The 20,499-nt window shown below is 72.8% G+C and carries 15 protein-coding genes; 10 read left to right on the top strand and 5 right to left on the bottom strand.

The annotated features are described in order from the left end of the window. Positions 1-209 precede the first annotated feature (209 nt). From CA12_RS08855 to CA12_RS08840, 4 genes are all read left to right on the top strand, one after another. A complete protein-coding gene (locus CA12_RS08855; protein ID WP_145358607.1) occupies positions 210-3,980 on the top strand; it encodes an autotransporter outer membrane beta-barrel domain-containing protein in 3,771 nt (1,256 codons plus the stop codon). A 322-nt stretch (positions 3,981-4,302) separates the two neighbouring features. After that, positions 4,303-6,789, top strand: a complete 2,487-nt coding sequence (locus tag CA12_RS08850) for a DUF1588 domain-containing protein (RefSeq protein ID WP_145358606.1) — start codon at positions 4,303-4,305, stop codon at positions 6,787-6,789. 88 nt (positions 6,790-6,877) lie between these two features. Next, positions 6,878-8,290, top strand: a complete 1,413-nt coding sequence (locus CA12_RS08845; protein ID WP_145358605.1) for a DUF1552 domain-containing protein — start codon at positions 6,878-6,880, stop codon at positions 8,288-8,290. Between the two features lie 187 nt (positions 8,291-8,477). Further along, the gene (locus CA12_RS08840; RefSeq protein ID WP_165700642.1) at positions 8,478-11,600 is read left to right on the top strand and encodes a PAS domain S-box protein; all 3,123 of its coding nucleotides are present in this window, start codon (positions 8,478-8,480) and stop codon (positions 11,598-11,600) included. Positions 11,601-11,725: 125 nt separating this feature from the next. On the opposite strand, the gene scpB is transcribed toward CA12_RS08840, so the two are convergent. Beyond that, positions 11,726-12,607 carry an SMC-Scp complex subunit ScpB gene (scpB, locus tag CA12_RS08835; protein ID WP_165700641.1) on the bottom strand — a complete coding sequence of 294 codons (882 nt, stop codon included), beginning with the start codon at positions 12,605-12,607 and terminating at the stop codon, positions 11,726-11,728. A gap of 166 nt (positions 12,608-12,773) precedes the next feature. On the opposite strand from scpB, the gene CA12_RS08830 reads away from it, so the two are divergent. Next, positions 12,774-13,085 (top strand): hypothetical protein, encoded by a 312-nt coding sequence (locus tag CA12_RS08830; protein ID WP_165700640.1) that lies wholly within the window; start codon positions 12,774-12,776, stop codon positions 13,083-13,085. Between the two features lie 31 nt (positions 13,086-13,116). On the opposite strand, the gene CA12_RS08825 is transcribed toward CA12_RS08830, so the two are convergent. Further along, positions 13,117-14,163: a nucleoside hydrolase gene (locus tag CA12_RS08825; protein WP_145358601.1), complete on the bottom strand. Its 1,047-nt coding sequence runs from the start codon at positions 14,161-14,163 to the stop codon at positions 13,117-13,119. Beyond that, entirely contained in the window at positions 14,160-15,056 is an 897-nt protein-coding gene (locus CA12_RS08820; protein ID WP_145358600.1) for an SDR family NAD(P)-dependent oxidoreductase, read from the bottom strand. Before CA12_RS08820 ends, CA12_RS08825 begins: the two co-directional genes overlap by 4 nt. Before the next feature lie 164 nt (positions 15,057-15,220). Between CA12_RS08820 and CA12_RS08815 the strand changes: the two genes are divergently transcribed. The 3 genes from CA12_RS08815 to CA12_RS08805 are packed head-to-tail and all read left to right on the top strand — an operon-like array spanning position 15,221 to position 17,790. Beyond that, positions 15,221-15,955, top strand: coding sequence for an NAD(P)H-hydrate epimerase (locus CA12_RS08815; RefSeq protein ID WP_145358599.1), 735 nt, complete (start codon positions 15,221-15,223; stop codon positions 15,953-15,955). A gap of 3 nt (positions 15,956-15,958) precedes the next feature. Then, positions 15,959-16,867, top strand: a complete 909-nt coding sequence (locus tag CA12_RS08810; protein ID WP_145358598.1) for an ADP-ribosylglycohydrolase family protein — start codon at positions 15,959-15,961, stop codon at positions 16,865-16,867. Continuing rightward, on the top strand, positions 16,849-17,790 hold the full coding sequence (locus CA12_RS08805) for an endonuclease V (RefSeq protein WP_145358597.1): 942 nt from the start codon (positions 16,849-16,851) through the stop codon (positions 17,788-17,790). Before CA12_RS08810 ends, CA12_RS08805 begins: the two co-directional genes overlap by 19 nt. 21 nt (positions 17,791-17,811) lie before the next feature. Here CA12_RS08805 and CA12_RS08800 read toward each other — a convergent pair whose 3' ends face one another. Beyond that, positions 17,812-18,177, bottom strand: coding sequence for a hypothetical protein (locus tag CA12_RS08800; protein WP_145358596.1), 366 nt, complete (start codon positions 18,175-18,177; stop codon positions 17,812-17,814). Beyond that, entirely contained in the window at positions 18,174-19,169 is a 996-nt protein-coding gene (locus tag CA12_RS08795) for a universal stress protein (RefSeq protein ID WP_145358595.1), read from the bottom strand. The genes CA12_RS08800 and CA12_RS08795 overlap by 4 nt, the downstream gene beginning before the upstream one ends. A gap of 247 nt (positions 19,170-19,416) precedes the next feature. On the opposite strand from CA12_RS08795, the gene CA12_RS08790 reads away from it, so the two are divergent. Both CA12_RS08790 and CA12_RS08785 read left to right on the top strand, forming a co-directional pair. After that, a complete protein-coding gene (locus tag CA12_RS08790) occupies positions 19,417-19,677 on the top strand; it encodes a GlsB/YeaQ/YmgE family stress response membrane protein (protein ID WP_145358594.1) in 261 nt (86 codons plus the stop codon). A gap of 55 nt (positions 19,678-19,732) precedes the next feature. Further along, the gene (locus tag CA12_RS08785) at positions 19,733-20,365 is read left to right on the top strand and encodes a superoxide dismutase family protein (protein WP_207622184.1); all 633 of its coding nucleotides are present in this window, start codon (positions 19,733-19,735) and stop codon (positions 20,363-20,365) included. Positions 20,366-20,499: the final 134 nt, after the last annotated feature.

The raw sequence follows: 20,499 nt of genomic DNA, 5'->3' as shown, positions 1-20,499 counted from the left end.
CCGTCGCCGCGAGGCGGCGCGTGCCTTGATTTTGAGGCGATCGGGGGTGATTCGAAAACTTCCTCGCGCCCGGAGGATTTCTCTCAAGCCGACCCGGCGGGCCGGCCGATGAGGTTCGTACCCGAACCGTCGCGCCCGGATTCCCGGCGCGCCAGGTCCCGCCGGAGGCGGACCCGCGGTTCCCCAGACGCCCGGAACGGACGCCCGCCGTGCCCCCTGCTGCCGCTCGACTCCTCGCCCCGCGCTTCCCCCGCTTCACGGCGGCGGTCGCCTGCTGTGCGTCGGCCGCGATCGCCCCGGCCGCCCTGGCCCAGACCGGGCAGGTGATCGGCAAGACCGTCACCACCTCGAATGACGAAACGACCGACGCCGCCACCGTCAGCTTCCGCGAGGCCCTGGGCGCCGTGTACCCCGGCGGGACGGGCGTGCGGTTCGACGTGCCGCTGTTCGCGGACCCCGACGTCGATCCGGTCATTGAGCTGAACGGCGCGATCCCCGCCGGCCGCGAAGACGTGCGGGTGGACCTCGAACAGGGCGGCCGCGGGATCGAACTGCTGGTCCGGCCCAACGGCGGCGGGCAGAGCGCCGCCGGCCCGCACGTCCTCAACCCGACCTTCACCGGCTCCGGCACGGTCACGGCGGATCTGGGGAGCGGCTCCGCCGCGGAACTGACGCTCAACGGGCACAACGGGCACCGGCTCACGAAGGTCGTCAGCGGGGTGGTCGTCGCGGGAACGGACACCGGCTTCGGCCGCGGACTGCACCTCGAAGCCGGTGCCGGCGGCCGGCTGACCGGCAGCACCTACCTCGGCCAACTGACCGGCGACGGCACGCTGAACCTTGGCTCCCACGTGCTCGTGCTGGGGATCTTCCCCTCGAACCCCGGCGGCGGAACCGCGGTCGCGGACGGGCCGGGCTACAGCTCCGCGTTCGCCGGGTCGCTGGCCGGCTCCAGTCAGGCCGGGCTGCTCAAGATGGGCTCCGGCACCGTCACGCTGACCGGCGAGAGCACCTACGGCGGCGGCACCAGCGTGCTGGGCGGCCGCCTGGAGGTCGACTCCGCGGCGGCCCTCGGCACCGGAGCCCTGCAACTGGGCAACGGCGCCGAACTGAAGCTGCTCGGCGTGCTGGACGACCGCCCCGGGCACGAGGCCGGACCGGCGTTCCTGCGGCAACTCGACCTGAACGGCGGCGGCCGCATCGACCTGAACGGCCACGACCTGCTGCTGGGCGCCGGGGTGTCCGGCTTCGGCGGACTGGTGGTGCACGGCGAGGGCGAACTGACCCTCGCCACCGCCAACAGCTACGCGGGCGGCACCTCCGTCACGGACTCCACACTCGTGATCGCCGCCGGCGGCGCCCTCGGCTCCGGCGACCTGTTCCTCAACGACGCCACCGTCCGCACCGCCCACACCGAGGGCACGCTGGTCTACGGCGGCGCGATCGCCCTGGGCGCGGACGGCGGCACGGTCGAAACCTCCGGCGGCCGCTGGACCGTCACCGGCGGCACCGCCGGCGGGACCCTCACCAAAACCGGCGCCGGCGAACTGCGGCTGGGCGCCGCCGGCACGCACAAGTCGACCGTCGTCGCCGGCGGCACGCTGGCGGTGACCGGCCTGACCGCCCTCGGCGCCGGCACGGTGACGCTCGACGGCGGCGAACTGTTCTCCGATCTGGCCGCCGGTCAGGATTCCGTCCTGAAAAACGCCGTCGCCCTGGGCGCCGCCGGCGGGGCGATCCGCACCGACGCGCTGCTCACCGTCGAGGGCCAGCTCAGCGGGGCCGGCCTGCTGACGAAAACCGGCAGCGGCACCCTGATCCTGGCCCGGTCGAACTCCATGACCGGCGGGATCCTCGTCTCCGCCGGCGCCGTCCGGGCGGACCAGACCGCGGCGCTGGGCTCCGGCCCGCTGACCTTGGCCGGCGGTCGGCTGGAGACCGCCGGGTCCGTGACGCTCGGCAACGGCGTCGAAGTCGCCGCCGCCGGCGGGCGCCTGCGGACCCTGGACTCCGACGCCCGCGTCACCCTGGCCGGGGACGTGGACCTGCTGGGCGACCTGACGCTCGACGGCGCCGGCACGTTCCTGTTCGGCTCGGACGCCGGCACGTTCAACGCCGCCGCCGGCGTCACGGCGAATGCCTTGAGCGGCGCCACCGTGCGGGTCGACACCGTCGCCCCCGGCCTGAACCTGGCCGGCGGGAGCCGGCTGATCGGCGTCGGCGAGGCGCTGGGCGACGTGAACGCCGCCGGCGAAATCGCCCCGGGGGCGGACGGCACGGGCGGGCAGACGCTCTCCGTGCGGGACGACCTCACGCTGCAATCGGGCGGCGGGCTGCGGATCGACCACACCCCCGCCGGCACGGACCTCGTCGCGGTGGGCGGCGCCGCGAACCTGTCCGGCGGCACGGTGACGGTGGACGTCGGCTCCCCCGACGCCGCCGCCCAGCGGGCGCTGGCCCGGCAAATCGCCGAACCCGGCTCCTTCATGGACCTGACGGTCCTCACCGCCGCCGGCGGGATCACGGCGGGTCCCCAGTCCGCGGGGGCCAAGGCGTGGTCGCTGACCGGCTCGTCGTCGGTCGTCTCCGACGGCGGGACGGATTCGCTGGTGGTGCGTCTGAGCCGCGTGGCGAACGGCGCCGCGGTCTTCGCCAATCCGGACGAGGCCGCCGCCGCGGACGCCCTGTTCACCCTCATGCCGAACGCCGAAGGCCCCGCCGCCGACCTGTTCGCCGCCGCCCTGCTCTCCGACGCCGACGCCGCCCGGCCGATGCTCAACGGCCTGACCGCGGCCCGCTCCGGCGGCCTGGGCGGCGTGAGCGTCGCCGGCGCCGGCGCCGTCCGCCGCACGATGTTCCGCGCCCTGCGGCCCGGCGGCGGCGGCGGCGGCCTGTTCCGCGGCCAGAGCGGCGACCCCCTCGCCGACGCCGGCACCGGCGCCGGCGGGGACGACGAGTTCGGCTTCGGCACCTTCACCCTCGGCTCGGACATCGGCGACGGCGGGGACGGCGAAGAGTCGGAGGGAGTCGACCCGGGAGTCCGCACCGCCGACGCGGGAGACAAAGACTCCGAAACGGGAGTTGAGAAGTCGTCCTTCACCCCCGGCGGGCGGGCCGCCCGGACGCGGCGGAGCGGGCCGGACCTCTGCTGGGGCGGTTTCGCCGAGGGCTACGTGGTCGGCGGCGAGATCGGCTCCGGCCTGAACGAGACGGAGTACCTCACCGGCGGGGCGGTGTTCGGCATCGATCGGCTGGTCGCCTCCGGCACGCGGGTCGGCGTGCTGTGGGGCTTCGGCGGGACCGGCGCCGAGAGCGGCGGCGGCGTCGATCAGTTCGAGGCCGACGTCTCCAGCTGGCAGCTCGGCCTGTACGGCACAAAAACCGCGGGCCGGTGGCACGCGGCGGCCGCGGCGGTCTACGGCGGGGACGGCTACGAGACGACGCGCACCCTGCGGGCCGGCGGGCAGGCCTTCGTCGCCGACGGCGAAACCGACGGCTCCAGCGTGACCCTCGCCGCCGAGAGCGGCTACCTGCTGCCGATCGAGTGGATCGACCTGCAACCGCTGGCCGGCGTGCAGTACGTCAGCTCCTCCCGCGACGGCTACCGGGAGACCGGCCTGGGCGCCGCGGACCTGCTCTACGGCGACGCCTCGGCCGACAGCCTGCGGGTGCAGCTCGGCGCCCGGGCGGCGAAGACGCTGGGCGATCCGGGCGGGTTCGCGGTGATCCCGGAACTGCGGGCCTGGTGGTTCGGCGAAGTCGCCGGCTCCGACAGCCCCGCCCCGATCCGGTTCGCCGCCGCCCCCACCCTGCCCGCCTTCACGACGGTCGGCGAGGACGGGACGAACCAGTGGGTCTTCGGCGGCGGCCTGACCGGCCTGCTGGGCCGGCACGTTCGCCTCTACGCCCACTACGACCTGCTGCTGGGCGAAGACTCTCTGAGTCACGCCGGCACCGGCGGCGCCGAACTGCGGTGGTAAGCGTCGGGGGCGACAGGACGAGGCAAGCCCCCCAATCGCCATGATCCATGGGACCGGGCCCGGTCCGAACGGCTGGAACGGCCACTCGGGCCGGGCCCGATCCGGTCGTGCGGCCGCGGACGGATCGGAAAACGCTTGGCGGAAACTCCGCCGATGGGGTAAAATAGACCGTCCGGGTCGGCGACGCTTTACGGTTACCTCGCTTTGAAGGGACTGTTGAGCCCCCGCCCTCCCCGCGGCGCAACCCGGTCCACGCCCCCGCCGGCGTGCCGGTCCGCCCGCCCGAACCGCGGTCCGTTCCCGGATCCTCCCGCCCCACAACATGCACTTGCCCGTTTCGATCCGTCCCTCCCGGACGGCCGTCGCTCTCGCCTGTGCCTTCGCGGCACTGCTCGCGGCCGGTCCGTCGGTCGCGGCCGAGGCCGAGGCCGAACGCGGCGCGGAACTGTTCGCCCGCGTGTGCGCCGAGTGCCACGGCGCCAAGGGCGAAGGGGTGGAGTTCCTGTATGAATCCCCGCTGCACGGCGACCTGTCCGTCGATCAGTTGGCGGACCTCATCGCCCGCACGATGCCCGAGGAAGACCCCGGGTCGGTCGTGGGCGAGGACGCCGCCGCGGTCGCCGCGTTCGCCTACGACGCCTTCTATTCCCGCAACGCGCAGCTGCGGAACGCCCCCCCGCGGGTCGAACTGAGCCGTCTGACCGGCAGCCAGTACCGCCGCTCGATCGCGGCGCTGGGGGCGACGTTCGCCGGTCACCGCGATCTGCCGGCCGACGCCCCGCACGGCTTGGCGGCGCAGTATCGCGCCCGCACCGGCCCGTGGGACAAGCGCCTGGCGTTCAAGCGGACCGAGCCGGTTATCGACGTGGACCTCGGCGACGGCGTGCCCAAGCCGAACGAGGGCGACGAAACCGGCCCCTCCAAGGACAAGCTGCAGGACGAGGGCTTCGAAATCAGTTGGGAGGGCGCCCTGCTGCCGCCCGTGACGGGCGTCTACAAGTTCGCCGTGGAGAGCTCCCACCAGGTCGAGTTCGATCTGAACGGCACGCGCCTGGTCAACGTGCGGGTCCGCAGCGGCGATCAGACCCGTTACGAGTGCGAGGCCTTCCTGCTGGGCGGCCAGCCGGTCCCGCTGCGGATGCGGACGGAGAAGCGGCTCGGGAAGGAGTTCAACACGGACGCCCCGAAGATCGATTTCGCGGCCCGCCTCTCCTGGACGCCGCCGCACCGGACCGAGGCCGTCGTGCCCGCCCGCAACCTGCTGCCCGGTTGGACGCCGCCGGCGCTGTTGGTCTCCACGCCCTTCCCGCCGGACGACCGCAGCGTGGGCTACGAGCGCGGCTCCGCCGTGAGCGCCGCCTGGGACGAGGCGACCAGCGAGGCCGCCTTCGAGATCGCCGATCTGCTGCTGGAATCCGACGACGGCATCCGCACCTACCTGAAGATCAACGACAAGGACCCCGCGGACAAGCAGGTCCAGAAAGCGAAGGAGTTCTGCGCCAAGTGGGCCGAACGCGCCTTCCGCCGCCCGCTGACCGACGAGCAGCGGGCCCTGTACGTCGACGCCCACTTCGACGGCGATCGTCACTGGAAGGAAGCGACGAAGCGGTGCGTGTTGATGACGCTGAAAAGCCCGCACTTCCTCTACCCGAACCTGCACGCCGCGATCGCCGCGGCCAGCGGCGAGGCGCCGGACGGGTACGACCGCGCCGCCGCCCTGGCCCTGTTCCTGTGGGACAGCCTGCCGGACGACCACCTGCACCAGGCCGCCCAGAAGGGCTGGCTGAACAAGCCGGAGGACGTCGCCAAGGAGGCGAACCGGATGAGCAAGGACTACCGCGCGACCGTCAAACTGACGGAGTTCTTCGCCGAATGGCTGATCCCCGAGGGGGCGCACGAGATGGCGAAGGACGAGACGATGTATCCGGGCTTCGACCACGCCGCCGTGGGCGACCTGCGGACCAGCCTGGAGCTGACGATCGCCGACGCCCTCGCCGGGGAGAACGCGGACTTCCGATCTCTGTGGAACGCGGAGGACCTGTACGTCAACGCCCGTCTGGCGGAGTTGTATAAGGACGACCTGGTCGACCCGGGCAAGGCCCCGCAGGACGGCACGTTCGTCAAACTGGCGGTGAAGCCGGAGCGGCGGGCGGGTCTGCTGACCCATCCGCTGCTGATGGCCGGCTACGCCCACCACCGGGTCACGAGCCCGATTCACCGCGGGGTGTTCGTCGCCCGCAAGCTGCTGGGCCGCAACCTCAAGCCGCCCAAGGAGGCCTTCAGCCCGCTGCCGGAGGACTTCGGCGACGGCCTGACGACCCGGGAACGGGTGGCGCACCAGACCTCCGACGTGGCCTGCTCCGCCTGCCATAACACGATCAACCCGCTGGGCTTCAGCCTGGAGCGGTTCGACGCGATCGGCCGCTACCGCACCGAGGAACAAGTTGTCAAAAAGGACGCGAAAGAGCCGGTGACGAAGCCGGTCGACCCCTCGGGGGTGTACGTGTCGCCGGAGGGGGCCGAGGTGCCGCTGGACGGGGCGGTCGCCCTGAGCCGGTTCATCGCCGACAGCCCCGAGGCCCGCACCGCGTTCGTGGAGCGGCTGTTCCACCACGCGGTCAAGCAGCCGACCGCCGCCTACGGCTTGGAGACCCGCGAAACTCTCGCCGCCCAGTTCGAGGAGCAGGAGACGAACATGAAAGCCGCCTTCGCCGCCGCCGCGACCGTCGCCGCGATCGGTCCGCCGCAGGACGCCTCCGCCCGCACCGCCGCCGCCCACGACGCGGCTGACGACTCCGCGAAGAACTGACCCGCCCCCGCATTCGTCCAGGCCTGGTTCGTTCCGGCCTGTTTCGTTCCGGCCCCAGCCGCCCCGCACCCCCTTCCCGCCGCTCGCCATGAACACGCCCTTCCGTTCCGCCCGCCGCGAGTTCCTCAAGAACCTCGGGCTGTCCGCCGCCGCCGCCCCGTTCGTGTTGAACCTGCCGAGCCTCGGCTTCAACCGGGCCTTCGGCGCCGAGTCCGGCGCCGGCCGGCCGGCCCCGCGACGGATCGTGGTGATCTTCAGCCCCAACGGCGTGGTCCCGAAGACCTTCTGGCCGGAGGTGTTGGATTCCAACGCGAAGAAGTACAGCGAAACCTCGGACTTCGAACTGACCGGCTCGCTGGCCCCGCTGGCCCCGTTCAAGGACCAGACGCTGCTGCTCCGCGGCGTGGACAACAAGATGCAGGGCGACGGCGACCGCCACATGCGCGGCATCGGCTGTCTGCTGACCGGCAAGATCCTGCTGCCCGGCAACGTGCAGGGCGGCAGCGACACCCCCGCCGGGTGGAGCAGCGGCATCTCCATCGACCAGGAGATCAAGAACCACCTGCAATCCGTCGCCGAGACCGAGACCCGCTTCGGCTCCCTGGAGTTCGGCGTGATGGTCCCGGACCGGGCCGACACCTGGACCCGCATGGTCTACGCCGGCTCCAACAAGCCGATCGCCCCGGTCGACGACCCGCGGCGGATGTTCAAAAAGCTGTACGGCCGGGTGAAGGACAACCAGCTCCTCGCCACCGTGCTGGACGACGTGCGGACCGACCTCGCCAAGGTGAAGGGTCTGGTGGGGGCGGAGGACCGGGCGATTCTGGAACAGCACGAATCGTTCGTGCGGCAGATGGAGCGCCAGTTGGCGAAGGCGGAGCCGGTCGGCAAGCCGGACGGCGGCGTCGACGACGCCGAGCACCTCGGCCACGCCCTGCCGGAGCCGGACCCGGCCCTGGAACTGCTTAACGACCGCATCCCGGAGATCGCCGCCGCCCAGCGGGACCTGCTGATCGACGCCTTCCGCCGGGACGCCTGCCGCGTCGCCACCATGCAGTACACCAACAGCGTGGGCGGGGCGAAGTTCCGCTGGATCGGCGTGGACGAGAGCCACCACACCCTCTCTCACGAGCCGGACGGCAACGAGGACGCCGTCGACAAGCTGACCCGCATCAACGCCTGGTACGCCGAGGAGGTCGCCCGGCTGTGCACGCAGCTCGCCGAGACCCCCGAGCCCGGCCACCCCGGTTCGATGCTGGACCACACCACGGTCGTCTGGACGAACGAGATGGGCACCGGCAATTCGCACAGCCTGAACGATATCCCCTGGGTGTTGATCGGCGGCGGGCTGGGCTTCAAGACCGGCCGGGCCCTGCACATGGGCGACGTGCCCCACAACCGCCTGCTGCTCAGCCTCGCCAAGCCGTTCGGCGTGGAGCGGGACGTCTTCGGCCAGGAAGACCTCTGCGCCGGCGGCGTGCTCAGCGGGTTGACGGCGTAGATCCCGACAGGTCGGGACCGCTGGAACGGAACGAACCGTCGATTCCGCGGCAACCGGCGGGACCGTCAGTCCCGGTCCGAGTCCGACCTCCGGGGGACCGATCGGGCCGCAGTGGTGAACGGAACGCCGCCGCGGGGGCGATGACATGGGAGATTTCCCGGTCCTCTCACCCCTCCCGTGCCGCCCCGTGCCGCAGGTTCCCCCGCCGATCGCCGGGTCCGTTCCCTCGGAGAGCCCCACGCTTTCCGAGCCGGCGACGCCGATCGCTGCAACGCCGCTGTGCAATGCAGCCGCGTTGGACCGCATCGTGCGGACGGTCCGGCGGGCGCTGGGGGTGGAGTGGGCCACGATGTCGGTGATCGGCGCGGGCCGTCAGCGGGTCGTCAGCGCCGCCGGACTGCCGGCGGGCGGAGAGTTGAACGCCGCGGACACCCTCTGCGCCCTGTGCGCCGAGGCGGGGGGGCTGGCGGTCCGGGACGTGACGGAGCGCCCGGAGTTCCGCGATCTCCCGGGACCGGCGTCGCTGGGCGTGCGGAGTTACCTGGGCGTGCCGGTGGCGCTGCCGAACGCCACGGAGGTCGGAGTGCTCTGCGCCCTGGATCGCGTTCCCCGCGACTGGACCGACGCAGACCGGGAAATGCTGGACGATCTGGCGGCCGCGGCCGCGGACCTGATCCGGGCCGATCGGCTGGCGGAGGCGTACGCCGCCGCCGAGGCCCGAGCCCGGGCCAGCGAGGAGCGCTTCCGCGACGTGGCCGAGACCGCGGGGGAGTACCTCTGGGAGGTCGACGCCGAGGGACGGTTTACCTTCCTCACGGAACGGGCGGAGAACACCTTCGGCCGACCGCTGGGGACGATGATCGGGCTGCGGCCGTGGGAGATGTACGACGAACCGACCGAGTCGGCACGGGTGCGGGAGTGGTTCGAGGGCGTCCGCCGCGACCGGGTGCGATTCCGCAACCTCGTCCGCCGCAGCGTGCGGCCGGACGGGGACGAACGCTGGGTGCGTCTGAGCGGCGCCCCGCTGTTCGACGACGCCGGCGCGCTGATCGGCTACCGCGGGGCCGGTCAGGACGTGACGACGGAAAAGCGGGCGGAACTCGCCGCCACGCGGGCCGAAGTCGCCGCGGAGCGCGCCCGCCGGGAGCGGTACGACCTGCTGGAGCGGTTCATCACGCAGGCGCCGGCGTCGGTGGCGATGTTCGACCGGGAGATGCGGTACGTCAGCCACAGCCGCCAATGGCTGGGACTGCACGGGCTGCCGGACACCATGGAACTGACCGGACGCTCCCATTACGACGTGCTCCCCCAGCAACCTGCGCGGTGGCGGGAGGCGCATGAAGCCTGTCTGGCCGGCGAAACCCGTCGGGCGGAGGCCGATTCCTTCACCCGTGCGGACGGCGTCCCCGGCTGGGTCGACTGGCACGTCGAGCCGTGGCGCGACGAGACCGGGCAGGTCGGCGGCGTCGTGATCCTGTCCGCCGACGTGACCGCCCGGCAGCGGAGCCTGAGCCGCCTGAAAAGCGCCGTGGACGCCGCCGACATCGGCACCTGGCTGTGGGACCTGCGGACCGGCGTGCTGCTGGCCGACGGCGGGCTGCGGGCCTTCTTCGGCTTCCCCCCGGAAGCCGAAACCGTCGGCGTCGACCCGGACCGGCTGTACGACCCGATCCACGCGGACGATCAGAGCCGCGTCGCCGCCGCGATCCACCACGCCTACGAAACCGGCCGGTTCGACACGGAGTTCCGCGTCCGCCCCCCCCACGGCAAGTCCCGCTGGCTGGCCGCCCGCGGTCAGGTCACCCGCGACGAGGAAGATCGCCCGTTGAGCTTCCACGGCGCCGTGGTGGACGTGACGGAACGCAAACTCGCCGAGGCCCAACTCTACGAGGCCAAGGCCCAGGCGGAGGCCGCCAATCGGGCGAAAAGCGAGTTCGTGGCGAACATCAGTCATGAACTGCGGACCCCGCTGACGGCGATCCTCGGCTACGCCGACCTCGCCGCCGACGCCGCGGAGACGGCGGCGATCAACTTCCCGCACGACGGCTCCGCCGCGGTCTGGGAGGAGGTGCACGCCAACGCGCACACGATCCGCCGCAACGGCGAGCACCTGCTCCGCCTCATCAACGACGTGCTCGATCTGGCCAAGATCGAGGCCGGTAAGCTGTCCATCGATCGGGTGCCCTACTCCGCCGCCCGCCTCGCGGACGAACTCGCCGACCTGATGCGCCCCCGGGCCGAATCCGGCGGGATGCGTCTGGAGACGCGCGTCGCCCCGGAACTGGCCGGCCGGGCCGTCCTGGGCGATCCGGTGCGGGTGCGGCAAATTCTGCTCAACCTGCTCGGCAACGCGGCGAAGTTCACCGCCCGCGGCGGGGCGACCGGCGGTGCGGCGACCGGCGGTTCGGCGGGGAACGACGACTCCGTCGTGCTGTCGGTGCGGCCGACGGTCGGCGGTGACGAGGAGGTCCACTGGCTGGAGTTCGCCGTCGCCGATACCGGCTGCGGCGTCCCCGCCGATCAGTTGGATCGCCTGTTCGAGCCGTTCGAGCAGGCGGACGCCGGCGCCGGGCGGCGATACGGCGGGACGGGGTTGGGGCTGTCGATTTCCCGCCGGTTGGCGGAGCGCCTGGGCGGCACGCTGACGGCGGAAAGCGTCCCGGGCGCCGGCAGCACGTTCCGACTGCGGGTGCCGGCCCCGCCCTGCGGGTCGGCGCCGGCGCGGCTGCTGACCGACGCGCCCCGCCCGCAGCGCCTGCCGCCGCCGCTCCCGCCGCGTCCGCTGGATCGGGGGCCGTCGGTCTCGCCCCCCGTGCTCCACGCGGCGTCGGCGCCGCTCAAACCGCTGGTCGGACGGCGGGTGCTGCTGGCGGAGGACGCCGAGGACAGCCGCCGCCTGGTCACGTTCCTGCTGAACAAGGCGGGGGCGGAGGTGGAGGCGGTCTGCGACGGCCGGGCCGCGATCGAGGCGCTGTTCCCCCAGACCCCGCCGGGCGCCGCGGCGCGACAGCCGGATCCGGGGGCGGGGTTCGACGTGGTGCTGATGGACATGCAGATGCCGCACCTCGACGGCCTCGAGGCGACCCGGGAACTGCGGAGCCGCGGGTACCGCGGCCCGATCGTGGCGCTGACCGCCCACGCGATGGAGGGCGCCGCCGCCGCCTGCCTCGCCGCCGGCTGCGACGCCCACGCCTCCAAGCCGATCAGTCGGGAGGAACTCGTCGACGCCGTCTTCCGCGCCGCCGCCGGCGCCTTCGCCGCCGACCGCGAAGCCATGCCCGAGGGCCTCCTCGACCCGATCCCGCTCTGACGCGGATCGGCCGGTGAGCCCGGAGCGCAAGCTCCGGCAGCGCCCGAACGGGGAAACGGCTGCGCCGACAGCCGGAGCTTGCGCTCCGGGCTCACGGACACCGCGTCCCGCCGCGGAAAAACGTTCTACTTGAACCGCAGGTCCGCCGGGACCGGCAGGTCGTCCAGCGAACCCAGACCGAACAGGTCCAGGAAGCGGTCGGTCGTGGCGTAGGTCGGTTCGGACTTCTCCCCGGCGTCTTTTCCGGCGCCCTTCCCGGCTTCGGCGGCGGGGTCCGGTTTGGCGATTCGCAGCACGCCCAACCGCACGAGCCGCCGCAGCGCCCCGCCGGAGGGTTTGTCGCGGGTGCGTTCGACGTTCGCCGCCGTGATCGGCTGGCGGTAGGCGACCACCGAGAGCGTTTCCAGCACGTCCGGCGGCAACGTGACCTCCCGCGGCCCCAAGCCGTACAGGCGCCGGCGGAGCGGTTCGTACTCCGGCAGGAGCCGCAGGGCGTAGCCGTCCTCCCCGGCCCGGGCGCGGTAGGGGCGGCCCTCGGCCTCGTAGCGGCGGTTCAACTGGGCGACGGCGGCGGCGAGGTCGGCGTCGGTGAAGGTGCCCCGCAGCAGCTTGCCGGCCCGCTCCGCGGTCAGCCCCGCCCCGCCCACAAACAGCGCCGCCTCCACCACCTCTCGCGGCGTGACGCGGACCGGCGGGTCCGTCGACCGCTCTCCGGACGCGGCCGGGGCGTGTGGTTCGGCGGGGGCCCCGTCGTCGCTCGAGTCGTCGGCCGTCCGCTTCGCCGCGGGCGGTTCGGGGGTGAGCCTCGGACCAGCTTCGTCCACCGCCGCCAACGCCCGCCGGTAGGCCGTTTCCAGGTCCTCCCCCTCGCCGAACGACAACGTGTCGTCGTCGTCCGGTTCCCCCAGATCGTCCTCGTCCAGATCGTCCGAGTCCGCGGCCGCCCCGCCGTCGCCGGCGGGGAACGGCAGCAGGCGGGGATCGTCGGTCGCCGGATCGTCGGCCAAGGCGGGCGCGGTGCGGGAAGGAGAAGCGGGGGCCGCCGGGATGTAACCCGCCGGCCCGCCCGCGGGGAACCCGGGCGAGGGGCGAAGCGGGCGACGGGGGCGGGGGGCGGTTAGAATGCGGCGTCCCGTGTCCCCGCCCCTCGTCCCCGTGTCGGGAGTCGCGCCCGTGCTCCCCTACGAAGCCCGCGAGAACCACGCCCGGATGCTGCACTCCGCGGCGCTGGAGAGCGGCTACGACGCCAAGCTCGACGACGGCGACCCGGACTACGTCAACGTGCGGTTCCGCGGCGGCGGCGTCTTCTGGGAGGGCGTCGTCTATTTCCACGATTACGTGGACATGCTCCTGAAGGACCCGGTCAGCGGCACGCTGGTGCCCAAGGCGATGCGCTACAGCCACCCGGACCTGCACGAGGACATGCACGGCTTCCTGCGGACGGAGTTCCCCCGCTTCCTCCCGCCCGAAGCGTGGGGCGACTGAACGGCGCCTCGTCTCCGTCTCCCGAACGCCCTCACCGCCCCCGCGGAGGCTGGCTGCACAGGGCGGCGAAGGTGGCGACGACGCGGGCGGCCTCCGCCTGCGTCGGCGGGAGCATGACCCGGTGCTTGCCGTCCTCCGAGGGGGCGAATGCGGAGCCGCCGTCCCCGGCGATCGTGACCGTGCCGGGCTCGGACAGGCGAAAATCCCCCCGGTCCGGCCGCACCGCGTACAGCGCGGCGGCGAGGTCCCACGTCGGCCGGGCGTGGGGGGTCGCTTTGTAAAGCTGATAGCTTTCCGGCAGCGGGTGGGCGGCGGCGTAGCGGTAGTCCTGCTCGATACTCTCCGGCGGGTACGGCAGGGCGACGCCGATTTCGTAGCCGCTCCAGACGATCGGCGTCGGCCAGTTCTCCGCCAGGGCCGCGGCCGCGTCGCGGTCTTCGCGGACGTTGTACTCCGGCCCGCCGCCGGCAAAGTCGCCCGCCATCACCACCAGTCGCTTCACCTTCGCCGCGACGAGCTCCCGCCCGGACCGCGGGCTGATCGCGTCCGGTTCGCTCCGCAGCAACCGGGCGAGGTTCGTGCTGAACCCGACCTGCACCACCGCCACGGAGCCGTCCGCCGCCCCGGCCAGCGCCCGCCGCAACACCGGCACGGCGTCGGGGACCTCCGCCGGGTCGTGCGACAGATCGTGCGGGAACCGGCGGGAGCCGTCCGGGTTCGTCGCGTTCGCCAGCTTGAGGAACCGGCCCTCGAACGTCGTCGGTCCGGTCAGCACGCCGTCGACGGAGACCGCCCCGACCGGCACGTCCGGGCGGCCGTAGAAGGTGTTGATCGCGTCCGCGAACGGGGCGCACAGCGGGTGCGCCTTCGTCGTGGTGACGGCCAGGAGTTCGCACTCGCCCCGGTCCGCCAGGGCGTGCAGCAGGCCCATCGCCAGGGCGTCGTCGACGTCGTTGCCGAGGTCCGTGTCGAAGATCACCGGGACCGGGCTGGCCGCGGCCGGGCTGGTGGGGGCTGAACTGGCCGGGTCCGCGGCGGGGGCGGCGAGCAGGGCCATGGCGAGGGCGAGCGACATCATCCGGCCCGTTTCACGGAGTCGAGGGAGCGGTGCGAGGGCGTATCGACGTCGGTCTCGTCGCCGGCGCCCTCCGCGGCGGAGAGCAGCCGGGGGTCCGGTTCGCGGTGTTTCGGACGAAAATACTTGCGGCTTTCCAGCACGCAGACCCGGCGGGGGGCCAGCCGCACGGCGAAGGTCTGCATCTTCTCCTTCCAGCCGATCACCGCGACGGGCCGGCGTTTCTCCATCGCCCGCAGGCTGCGGCGGACGACGACCTCCGGGTCCAGCGCCCGGCGTTTTTGCAACCAGCCCTGAACGCCGGCGACGTCGAAGAACTCCGTCCGCGTCGGCCCCGGGCAGCAGGCGGTGACCGTCACGCCGCGGTCGCGGGCCTCGGCCCACAGCGCCTCGGAGAAGTGCAGCACGTACGCCTTGCTGGCCGCGTAGGCGCCCATGTAGGCGACCGGGGTGAACGCGGCGACGCTGGCCACGTTCAGCACCGCCCCGTGGCCGCGGGCGAGCATCGGCGGGAGGAAGCGGTAGGTCAGGTCCGTGAGGGTCCGGACGTTGAGATCCACCATCGCCAGCACGTCGGCCCGGTTGGTGTGGGGCACGTCCTCGGCGACGGCGAAGCCGGCGTTGTTCACCAGCAGTTCCACGCCACGGCCGTCCTCGGCGGCGGCGTCGGCCACGCGGGCCACCTCGCCCGGTTTGGAGAGGTCGGCGGCGATCACCTCGCAGCGGGTGCGGTGCTTGGCGTCCAGCTCCGCGGCGAGATCCCGCAACCGGCCCTCACGCCGGGCGACCAGAACCAGGTGCATCCCCCGGGCCGCCAGGGTGCGGGCGTACGCCGCCCCCAGCCCGCTGCTGGCGCCGGTGACGAGGGCGCGGCGATCGGCGTAGTCGTCCAGCAAAGGGCGGAGCGGCGGGGAGGCGCGGCGGGGTTCGAGGCTGGCCGGGGCGAAATGCGAACTTCATGCTAACGCCCGGCCCGGCCCCGCGGCACCGACTTGACCCGCGGCGGCATGCGGCTCGGCAGCGCCGTCCGCACAATCGCGTTTGTTTCCCTCATCGTCTCATGGAATCCCCGGCCCCGCCCCCGCTGACCGTCGCCCAGAGCCGGGCCGTCGACCGGGTCTGCCTGGAGGACTACGGCCTGCCCGGCGCCGTGCTGATGGAGAACGCCGCCCGCGGCTGCGCGGAGTTGCTGGATCGCGTGTCGGACGGGAACCCCGGCGCCGTGGCGATCGTCTGCGGCAAGGGGAACAACGGCGGGGACGGCTTCGCCCTCGCCCGGCACCTGACGATTCGCGGGGCGACCGTGCATCTCTTCGCCCCCTTCGAAGAGCCTCCGGACGCCGACGAGGAGCCGGGCGAAGCCGCGATGAACGCCCGCGTCGCCCGCCGCATGGGCCTGCCCTGGACCGACTGGACGACCCTGTCCGAGGAGGATCTGACGAACCGACTGGCGGAGGAGGCGGCCGGCGGGTGGATCGTGGACGCCCTGCTGGGCACCGGCCCCAGCGGTCCGCCGCGGGAGCCGATGGACGTGGCGGTGCGGGCGATCCACGCCGCCCGCTCCCGGGGGCCGCGGGTCTTGGCCGTGGACGTGCCGACCGGCTTCGACGCCGACGGCGGCCGCCCGTTCCAGAGTTCGCCTGACGGGGGAGCCTGCTGCGTCCGGGCCGACCGCACGGCCACGTTCGTCGCCCCCAAACCCGGCTTTGCCATGGACGGGGCGAGCGACTGGACCGGCTCGGTGAGCGTCGTCGGCATCGGTGCCCCACCGGCGGCGATCGAGTCGGTGCGGTAGCCGATGCCCGGGCTCAACCTCGCCGACCGCATCGCCGGCTGTCTGCTGGGCGGGGCGCTGGGGAACGCGCTTGCCGGCCCGTTCGAGAACGGCCCGCCAGGGCAAGCGTTCGAGGAGCCGGCCGACCTGTGGCTCTCCGACGATACGCAGCTCACCCTCGCCACCTGCGAGGCCCTGATCGAAGCGAACGGGGCCGTCGACCCGATAACGATCGCCGCCGCCTTCACCCGCTGGCACCGCGGGCGTCGGCTACGGGGCGTCGGGGCCAGCACGTTGAAGGCACTGCGGGAGTTGGAGGTCGGCGGGCACTGGGCGCTGGTCGGGGCGGCCGGGGAGCGGTCGGCCGGCAACGGAGCCGCAATGCGGGCGGCCCCGCTGGCGTTCGTACTCAATCCGGACGACGAGAGTGACCGCGGCCGGCTGCGTGACGTCAGCCGCATCACCCATCACCACGAGGAAGCCGTCGCCGGCGCCCTGCTGATCGTGCGAGCCGTGCGGTACGCCGCGGCTGGACGCCCGCTGGCCCACCTGCCCGCCGCCCTCGCCGACCTTCCGCCGGACTGCCTCTGCCGCGACCGGCTGCGGGCGGTCGGGGACGACCGGCTATCCGTCCGGGACTACGCGGAGCGATACGGGGCAAGCGGCTGGGCGGCGGACTCGGTCCCGCTCGCGCTCCTCGCCGCGTCACGCTCCCCGGGATTCACGGAAACGGTCGCAGAGATCGTCGGGTGCGGCGGGGACACGGATACCGCCGCTTCGATGTGCGGGCAGATCCTCGGCGCCGCCCACGGCCCGGGGGGACTCCCCGCAGCGGCGTTGGAGCGACTGGAGGCGGCGACGGAGATCCGCGGGATTGCGGCAAGCCTCGCCCGGGTCGCGGCTAACATCCCCCAATGCACCCCTTCGCCCTGACCTCGCCGGACCTGACCTCGGCGTTGGCGGCGTTGCTGCGAACCGTGCCGGCCGGGCGGGCGACGACGTTCGGGGACCTCGCCGGGGCGTTGGGGGCGAAGTCCGCGGCGGTGTGGGTCGGCACCGTCTGCCGGCGACCGCCGGATGGTTGGGACGACGTGCCGACGTGGCGGGCCGTGCGGGCCAGCGGCGAGTGCGTGCTGCCCGGGCAGGCCGAACGCCTGCGGGCCGAGGGGGCGCCGGTTGAGGACGCCCGGGTCGAACTGAACCGCGTCCGCTACGCCGACTTTCCCCCGGACGGCCCGCTGCACGCCCTCAAAACGGAGCAGGACGCCCTCGCGGAGCGGGTGGTTCTTCAAGACGAACCGACGGCGCCGGGACCGATCGGGGCGGTGGACGTCGCCTACCCCTCCCCCGGCACGGCCCGGGCGGCGTACGTGGAGATGACCCCGGACGCGGACGAGCCGACCTTCTCGCTGGCGGTCGAGTCGGCGGCGCCGTTCCCGTACGTCAGCGGGTTCCTCACCTACCGGGAACTGCCGGCGTACGCGGCGCTGACCGAGCGACTGGGCGAGGCCGGCCGGGCGCCGGCGCTGCTGCTGGTGGACGGCAACGGCATTCTGCACCCCCGCCTCGGCGGCGTGGCCTGCGGCCTGGGCGTGCTGGCGGACGTGCCCACGATCGGCGTCGCCAAAAAACAGCTCTGCGGCGCCGTGCGGGAGGACGCCTGGATTGAACTGGCCGGCGAGGTCGTCGGGGCACGCATCGCCAATCCGCACATCCCGCGCGGCAAGCCGGTGTTCGTCTCCCCCGGCCACCGCGTGACCGTGGAGACCGCGGTCCGCACTGCGACGAGCTGGTTCCGCGACCACCGCCTGCCGGAACCGCTGTGGCGGGCGGATCGACTCAGCAAGACGGGGTGAGGCGGCGGAGCGGACGCGGGTTCAATACGGCATCAACCGAGACACGAGCAGCGTCGAGGCGAGCGGGAACAGAATCGCCGCCGCAACCGCGATCCATGCCCACGTCCACTGACCCCGCCAAAAGAACGGGACGGCCACGCCCCACGCCAAGGTCATCGCCGTTCGATGCAGCAGCATCGCCGTCGCCCACGGCCAGAGTTCCCGCGACCCCGGAAAGGGCGAGCCGGCGAAGTGAAACAGCATCGCTGCGGTGCTCGCTGCAAGCAGCCCGGAATACAGGGCCGCCAGCCCACACCCCGCCGCCGGAAACAGCCGCCACCGGAACCGCGGCGGACCGTCCGCCGGGTCGGCGGGGGCGATGACCGCGGGGTCCGCCGGCGCCGTCACCGCCGCACGGCGGTGGGGACGACCAGCAACGGGTTGGCGGTGCGGCGGAGGGTGTCGGCGACGTGGCCTTCGCTCTGGTGGTCGCCGCGTTCCAACGGCAGCACCACCAGCCGATCGCCGGGGCCGGCGGTGATGTTGGGGGCGCTCTCCTCGCGGCGGGTTTGCAACTCGTAGCCGAAGCCGCCGGCCTCCGCGGCCTTCGCGAGGCCGGCGTGCAGGTTGCCGTACTCCTTCCGCAGCGCCCGGGTCAGGCGCTCGTGGGAGACGTCGCCGTCCGGGTCCAACTCCATCAGGGCGGCCCGGACGTTCTGGTAGAACTCCTCTTCCAGTAACAGTTCCAGGTTGAGGTTCCCGCCGGGGGCGATCAGCCCGGCGGCCCACTCGGCGGCGGGGCGGGCGGCGTCGTTCTCCCCCACGACCATCACCACGAGCTTGGCGAACGGCGAGGCCCCCCCGGCCGCCGGAAACTCGCCGCTGCCCTGCTCCGGGTTGTCCTCGAAGTACGGTTTGACCGGGAACGGCCACCGCACGACCAGCAGCGGCACCGGGCTCTGGGCGAGCAGCATGTCCGTCGTCAGCCCGGCGGAGTGCGGGCCGACGCTCTCCGGCTCCCGGCCGAACGGGCAGGGCACGATCGCCAGGTCGCAGTCGGCGCGGGCGACGGCGGCGAGGATCTGCTCGTAGCTCTCCCCCTCCGTGCGGGGCAGGGCCTTGGCATGCAGTTGGGTCGCGACCTCGACGGCCTTCGCCTCGGAGCGGTCGCTCTCCCGGGCGTCGGCGACATACAGATCACAGCCGAACCGGGCCTTCAGATAGGCCGCCAGCGGGGCGGAGCAGGCGTCCTGACCGCTGCCGTCCAGGACCAACAACACCCGCCGCGGCGACGTCGGCCGCACCGGGGCCGCGTCGCCGACATGCGCCCGACGGAACAGATCGATCCCGCGGTCGAGGCTCTGTCCGACGGTACTTTCGGAGGGGTCGAACGAAGACATTGCGGCAAACGGAAACGCGTCGCGAACGGGGCCGCACGGCGGAGCGGAAGCCCGCGACGCTACCGGGGCCGATCGGCGCCGGCAAGGGGGCCTGCGCTCGTCGGGGGATCGGCGACGATCGGGGTGATCGTCCGCGAACCAGTCGCCGGGGCGGCACTGGTTCGGAATGACATGTGCATCCTCCCAACGCCCGCCAAGCGCCTCTCCGGCGCGTCTCCCCCACTTTCGCTATCCGCCCAAATATATCATGCTCTGGAACATCATTTCGTGGACCGTGTTCGGCCTCATCGCCGGCGCGATCGCCCGTCTGCTCGTCCCCGGACGGCAGAGCATCGGGTGGATCATGACGATCCTCTTGGGGATTATTGGGTCGTTCGTGGGCGGGTTTTTGTTCAGTCTGCTCCCGTTCGGCTCCGAGCCGGGCTTTCACCCCGCGAACCTCATCGGGTCCGTGATCGGCGCCGTCGTTGTGTTGCTGATCTACATCTCGGTCACCAAAAAGGCCTGAGACGCCCGCGGTTCCCCCTGTCCCGCCCCCTTCGACGCCTACCCCCGAAGCCCTCATGCATCGTCGCCAGTTCCTGCCCGTCGCCGCCGCCTCCGCCGCCGGTCTGACCGTCGCCGCCTCCGCCGCGGCCCAACAACCGCAGCGTCAGCGCCCGGCGCGCCCGCTCAATGAGGCCCAGCCCGGGCAGGCCCAGCGTGGGGCGAGGATGGCGTCCGCCAGGCCCCAGGTGACGAAGGCCGTCTGCGTGCTGATGCCGGTCGGCGACAGCGGCGTTTCCGGCCTGCTCACCTTCGAGCAGGTCGAGGGCCGTAAGGTGAAGGTCACCGGCGAGGTGAAGGGCCTGACGCCCGGCGATCACGGGTTCCACGTCCATCAGTTCGGCGACCTGACCAACCTACAGGACGGCACCAGCGCCGGCGGGCACATGGACGTCGGCGAGCACAAGCACGGCAAGCCGACGGACGAAGACCGCCACACCGGCGACCTCGGCAACATTACCGCCGACGAAAGCGGCGTCGCCAAGGTGGACATGACCGACACGGTCATCTCCCTGAACGGCCCCAACAGCATCCTGGGCCGCGGCTTCATCGTGCACGCCGATGCGGACGACTTCGGCCAGCCCACCGGCAACGCCGGCGCCCGCGTGGCGATCGGCGTGATTGGGATCGCCAAGGACGGCCTCAAATAGATAACGTCCGTTCCGACGGGTTCCTTACCGGCCCGTTCACCGTCCGGGCGCGGCGTCACCCGGGGTCGGGCTCTCATTCATTTTGAGACTCGCTGGTCCCGAACCGGTTGACCCCGCCCCGGACGGTGTTATTC

It is taken from the genome of Alienimonas californiensis, assembly GCF_007743815.1.
In the GTDB taxonomy this organism is placed as follows: Bacteria; Planctomycetota; Planctomycetia; order Planctomycetales; family Planctomycetaceae; genus Alienimonas; species Alienimonas californiensis.
Note: the sequence above shows the minus strand (reverse complement) of the source record. Positions and strands in the feature narration are given on the sequence as shown.

Coding starts and splice junctions, on each gene's coding strand:
- CA12_RS08810 (WP_145358598.1), top strand. CDS start 15,959: ATGCCCGGGCTCAACCTCGCCGACCGCATCGCCGGCTGTCTGCTGGGC.
- CA12_RS08845 (WP_145358605.1), top strand. CDS start 6,878: ATGAACACGCCCTTCCGTTCCGCCCGCCGCGAGTTCCTCAAGAACCTC.
- CA12_RS08825 (WP_145358601.1), bottom strand. CDS start 14,163: ATGATGTCGCTCGCCCTCGCCATGGCCCTGCTCGCCGCCCCCGCCGCG.
- CA12_RS08815 (WP_145358599.1), top strand. CDS start 15,221: ATGGAATCCCCGGCCCCGCCCCCGCTGACCGTCGCCCAGAGCCGGGCC.
- CA12_RS08805 (WP_145358597.1), top strand. CDS start 16,849: ATGCACCCCTTCGCCCTGACCTCGCCGGACCTGACCTCGGCGTTGGCG.
- CA12_RS08795 (WP_145358595.1), bottom strand. CDS start 19,169: ATGTCTTCGTTCGACCCCTCCGAAAGTACCGTCGGACAGAGCCTCGAC.
- CA12_RS08850 (WP_145358606.1), top strand. CDS start 4,303: ATGCACTTGCCCGTTTCGATCCGTCCCTCCCGGACGGCCGTCGCTCTC.
- CA12_RS08790 (WP_145358594.1), top strand. CDS start 19,417: ATGCTCTGGAACATCATTTCGTGGACCGTGTTCGGCCTCATCGCCGGC.
- CA12_RS08785 (WP_207622184.1), top strand. CDS start 19,733: ATGCATCGTCGCCAGTTCCTGCCCGTCGCCGCCGCCTCCGCCGCCGGT.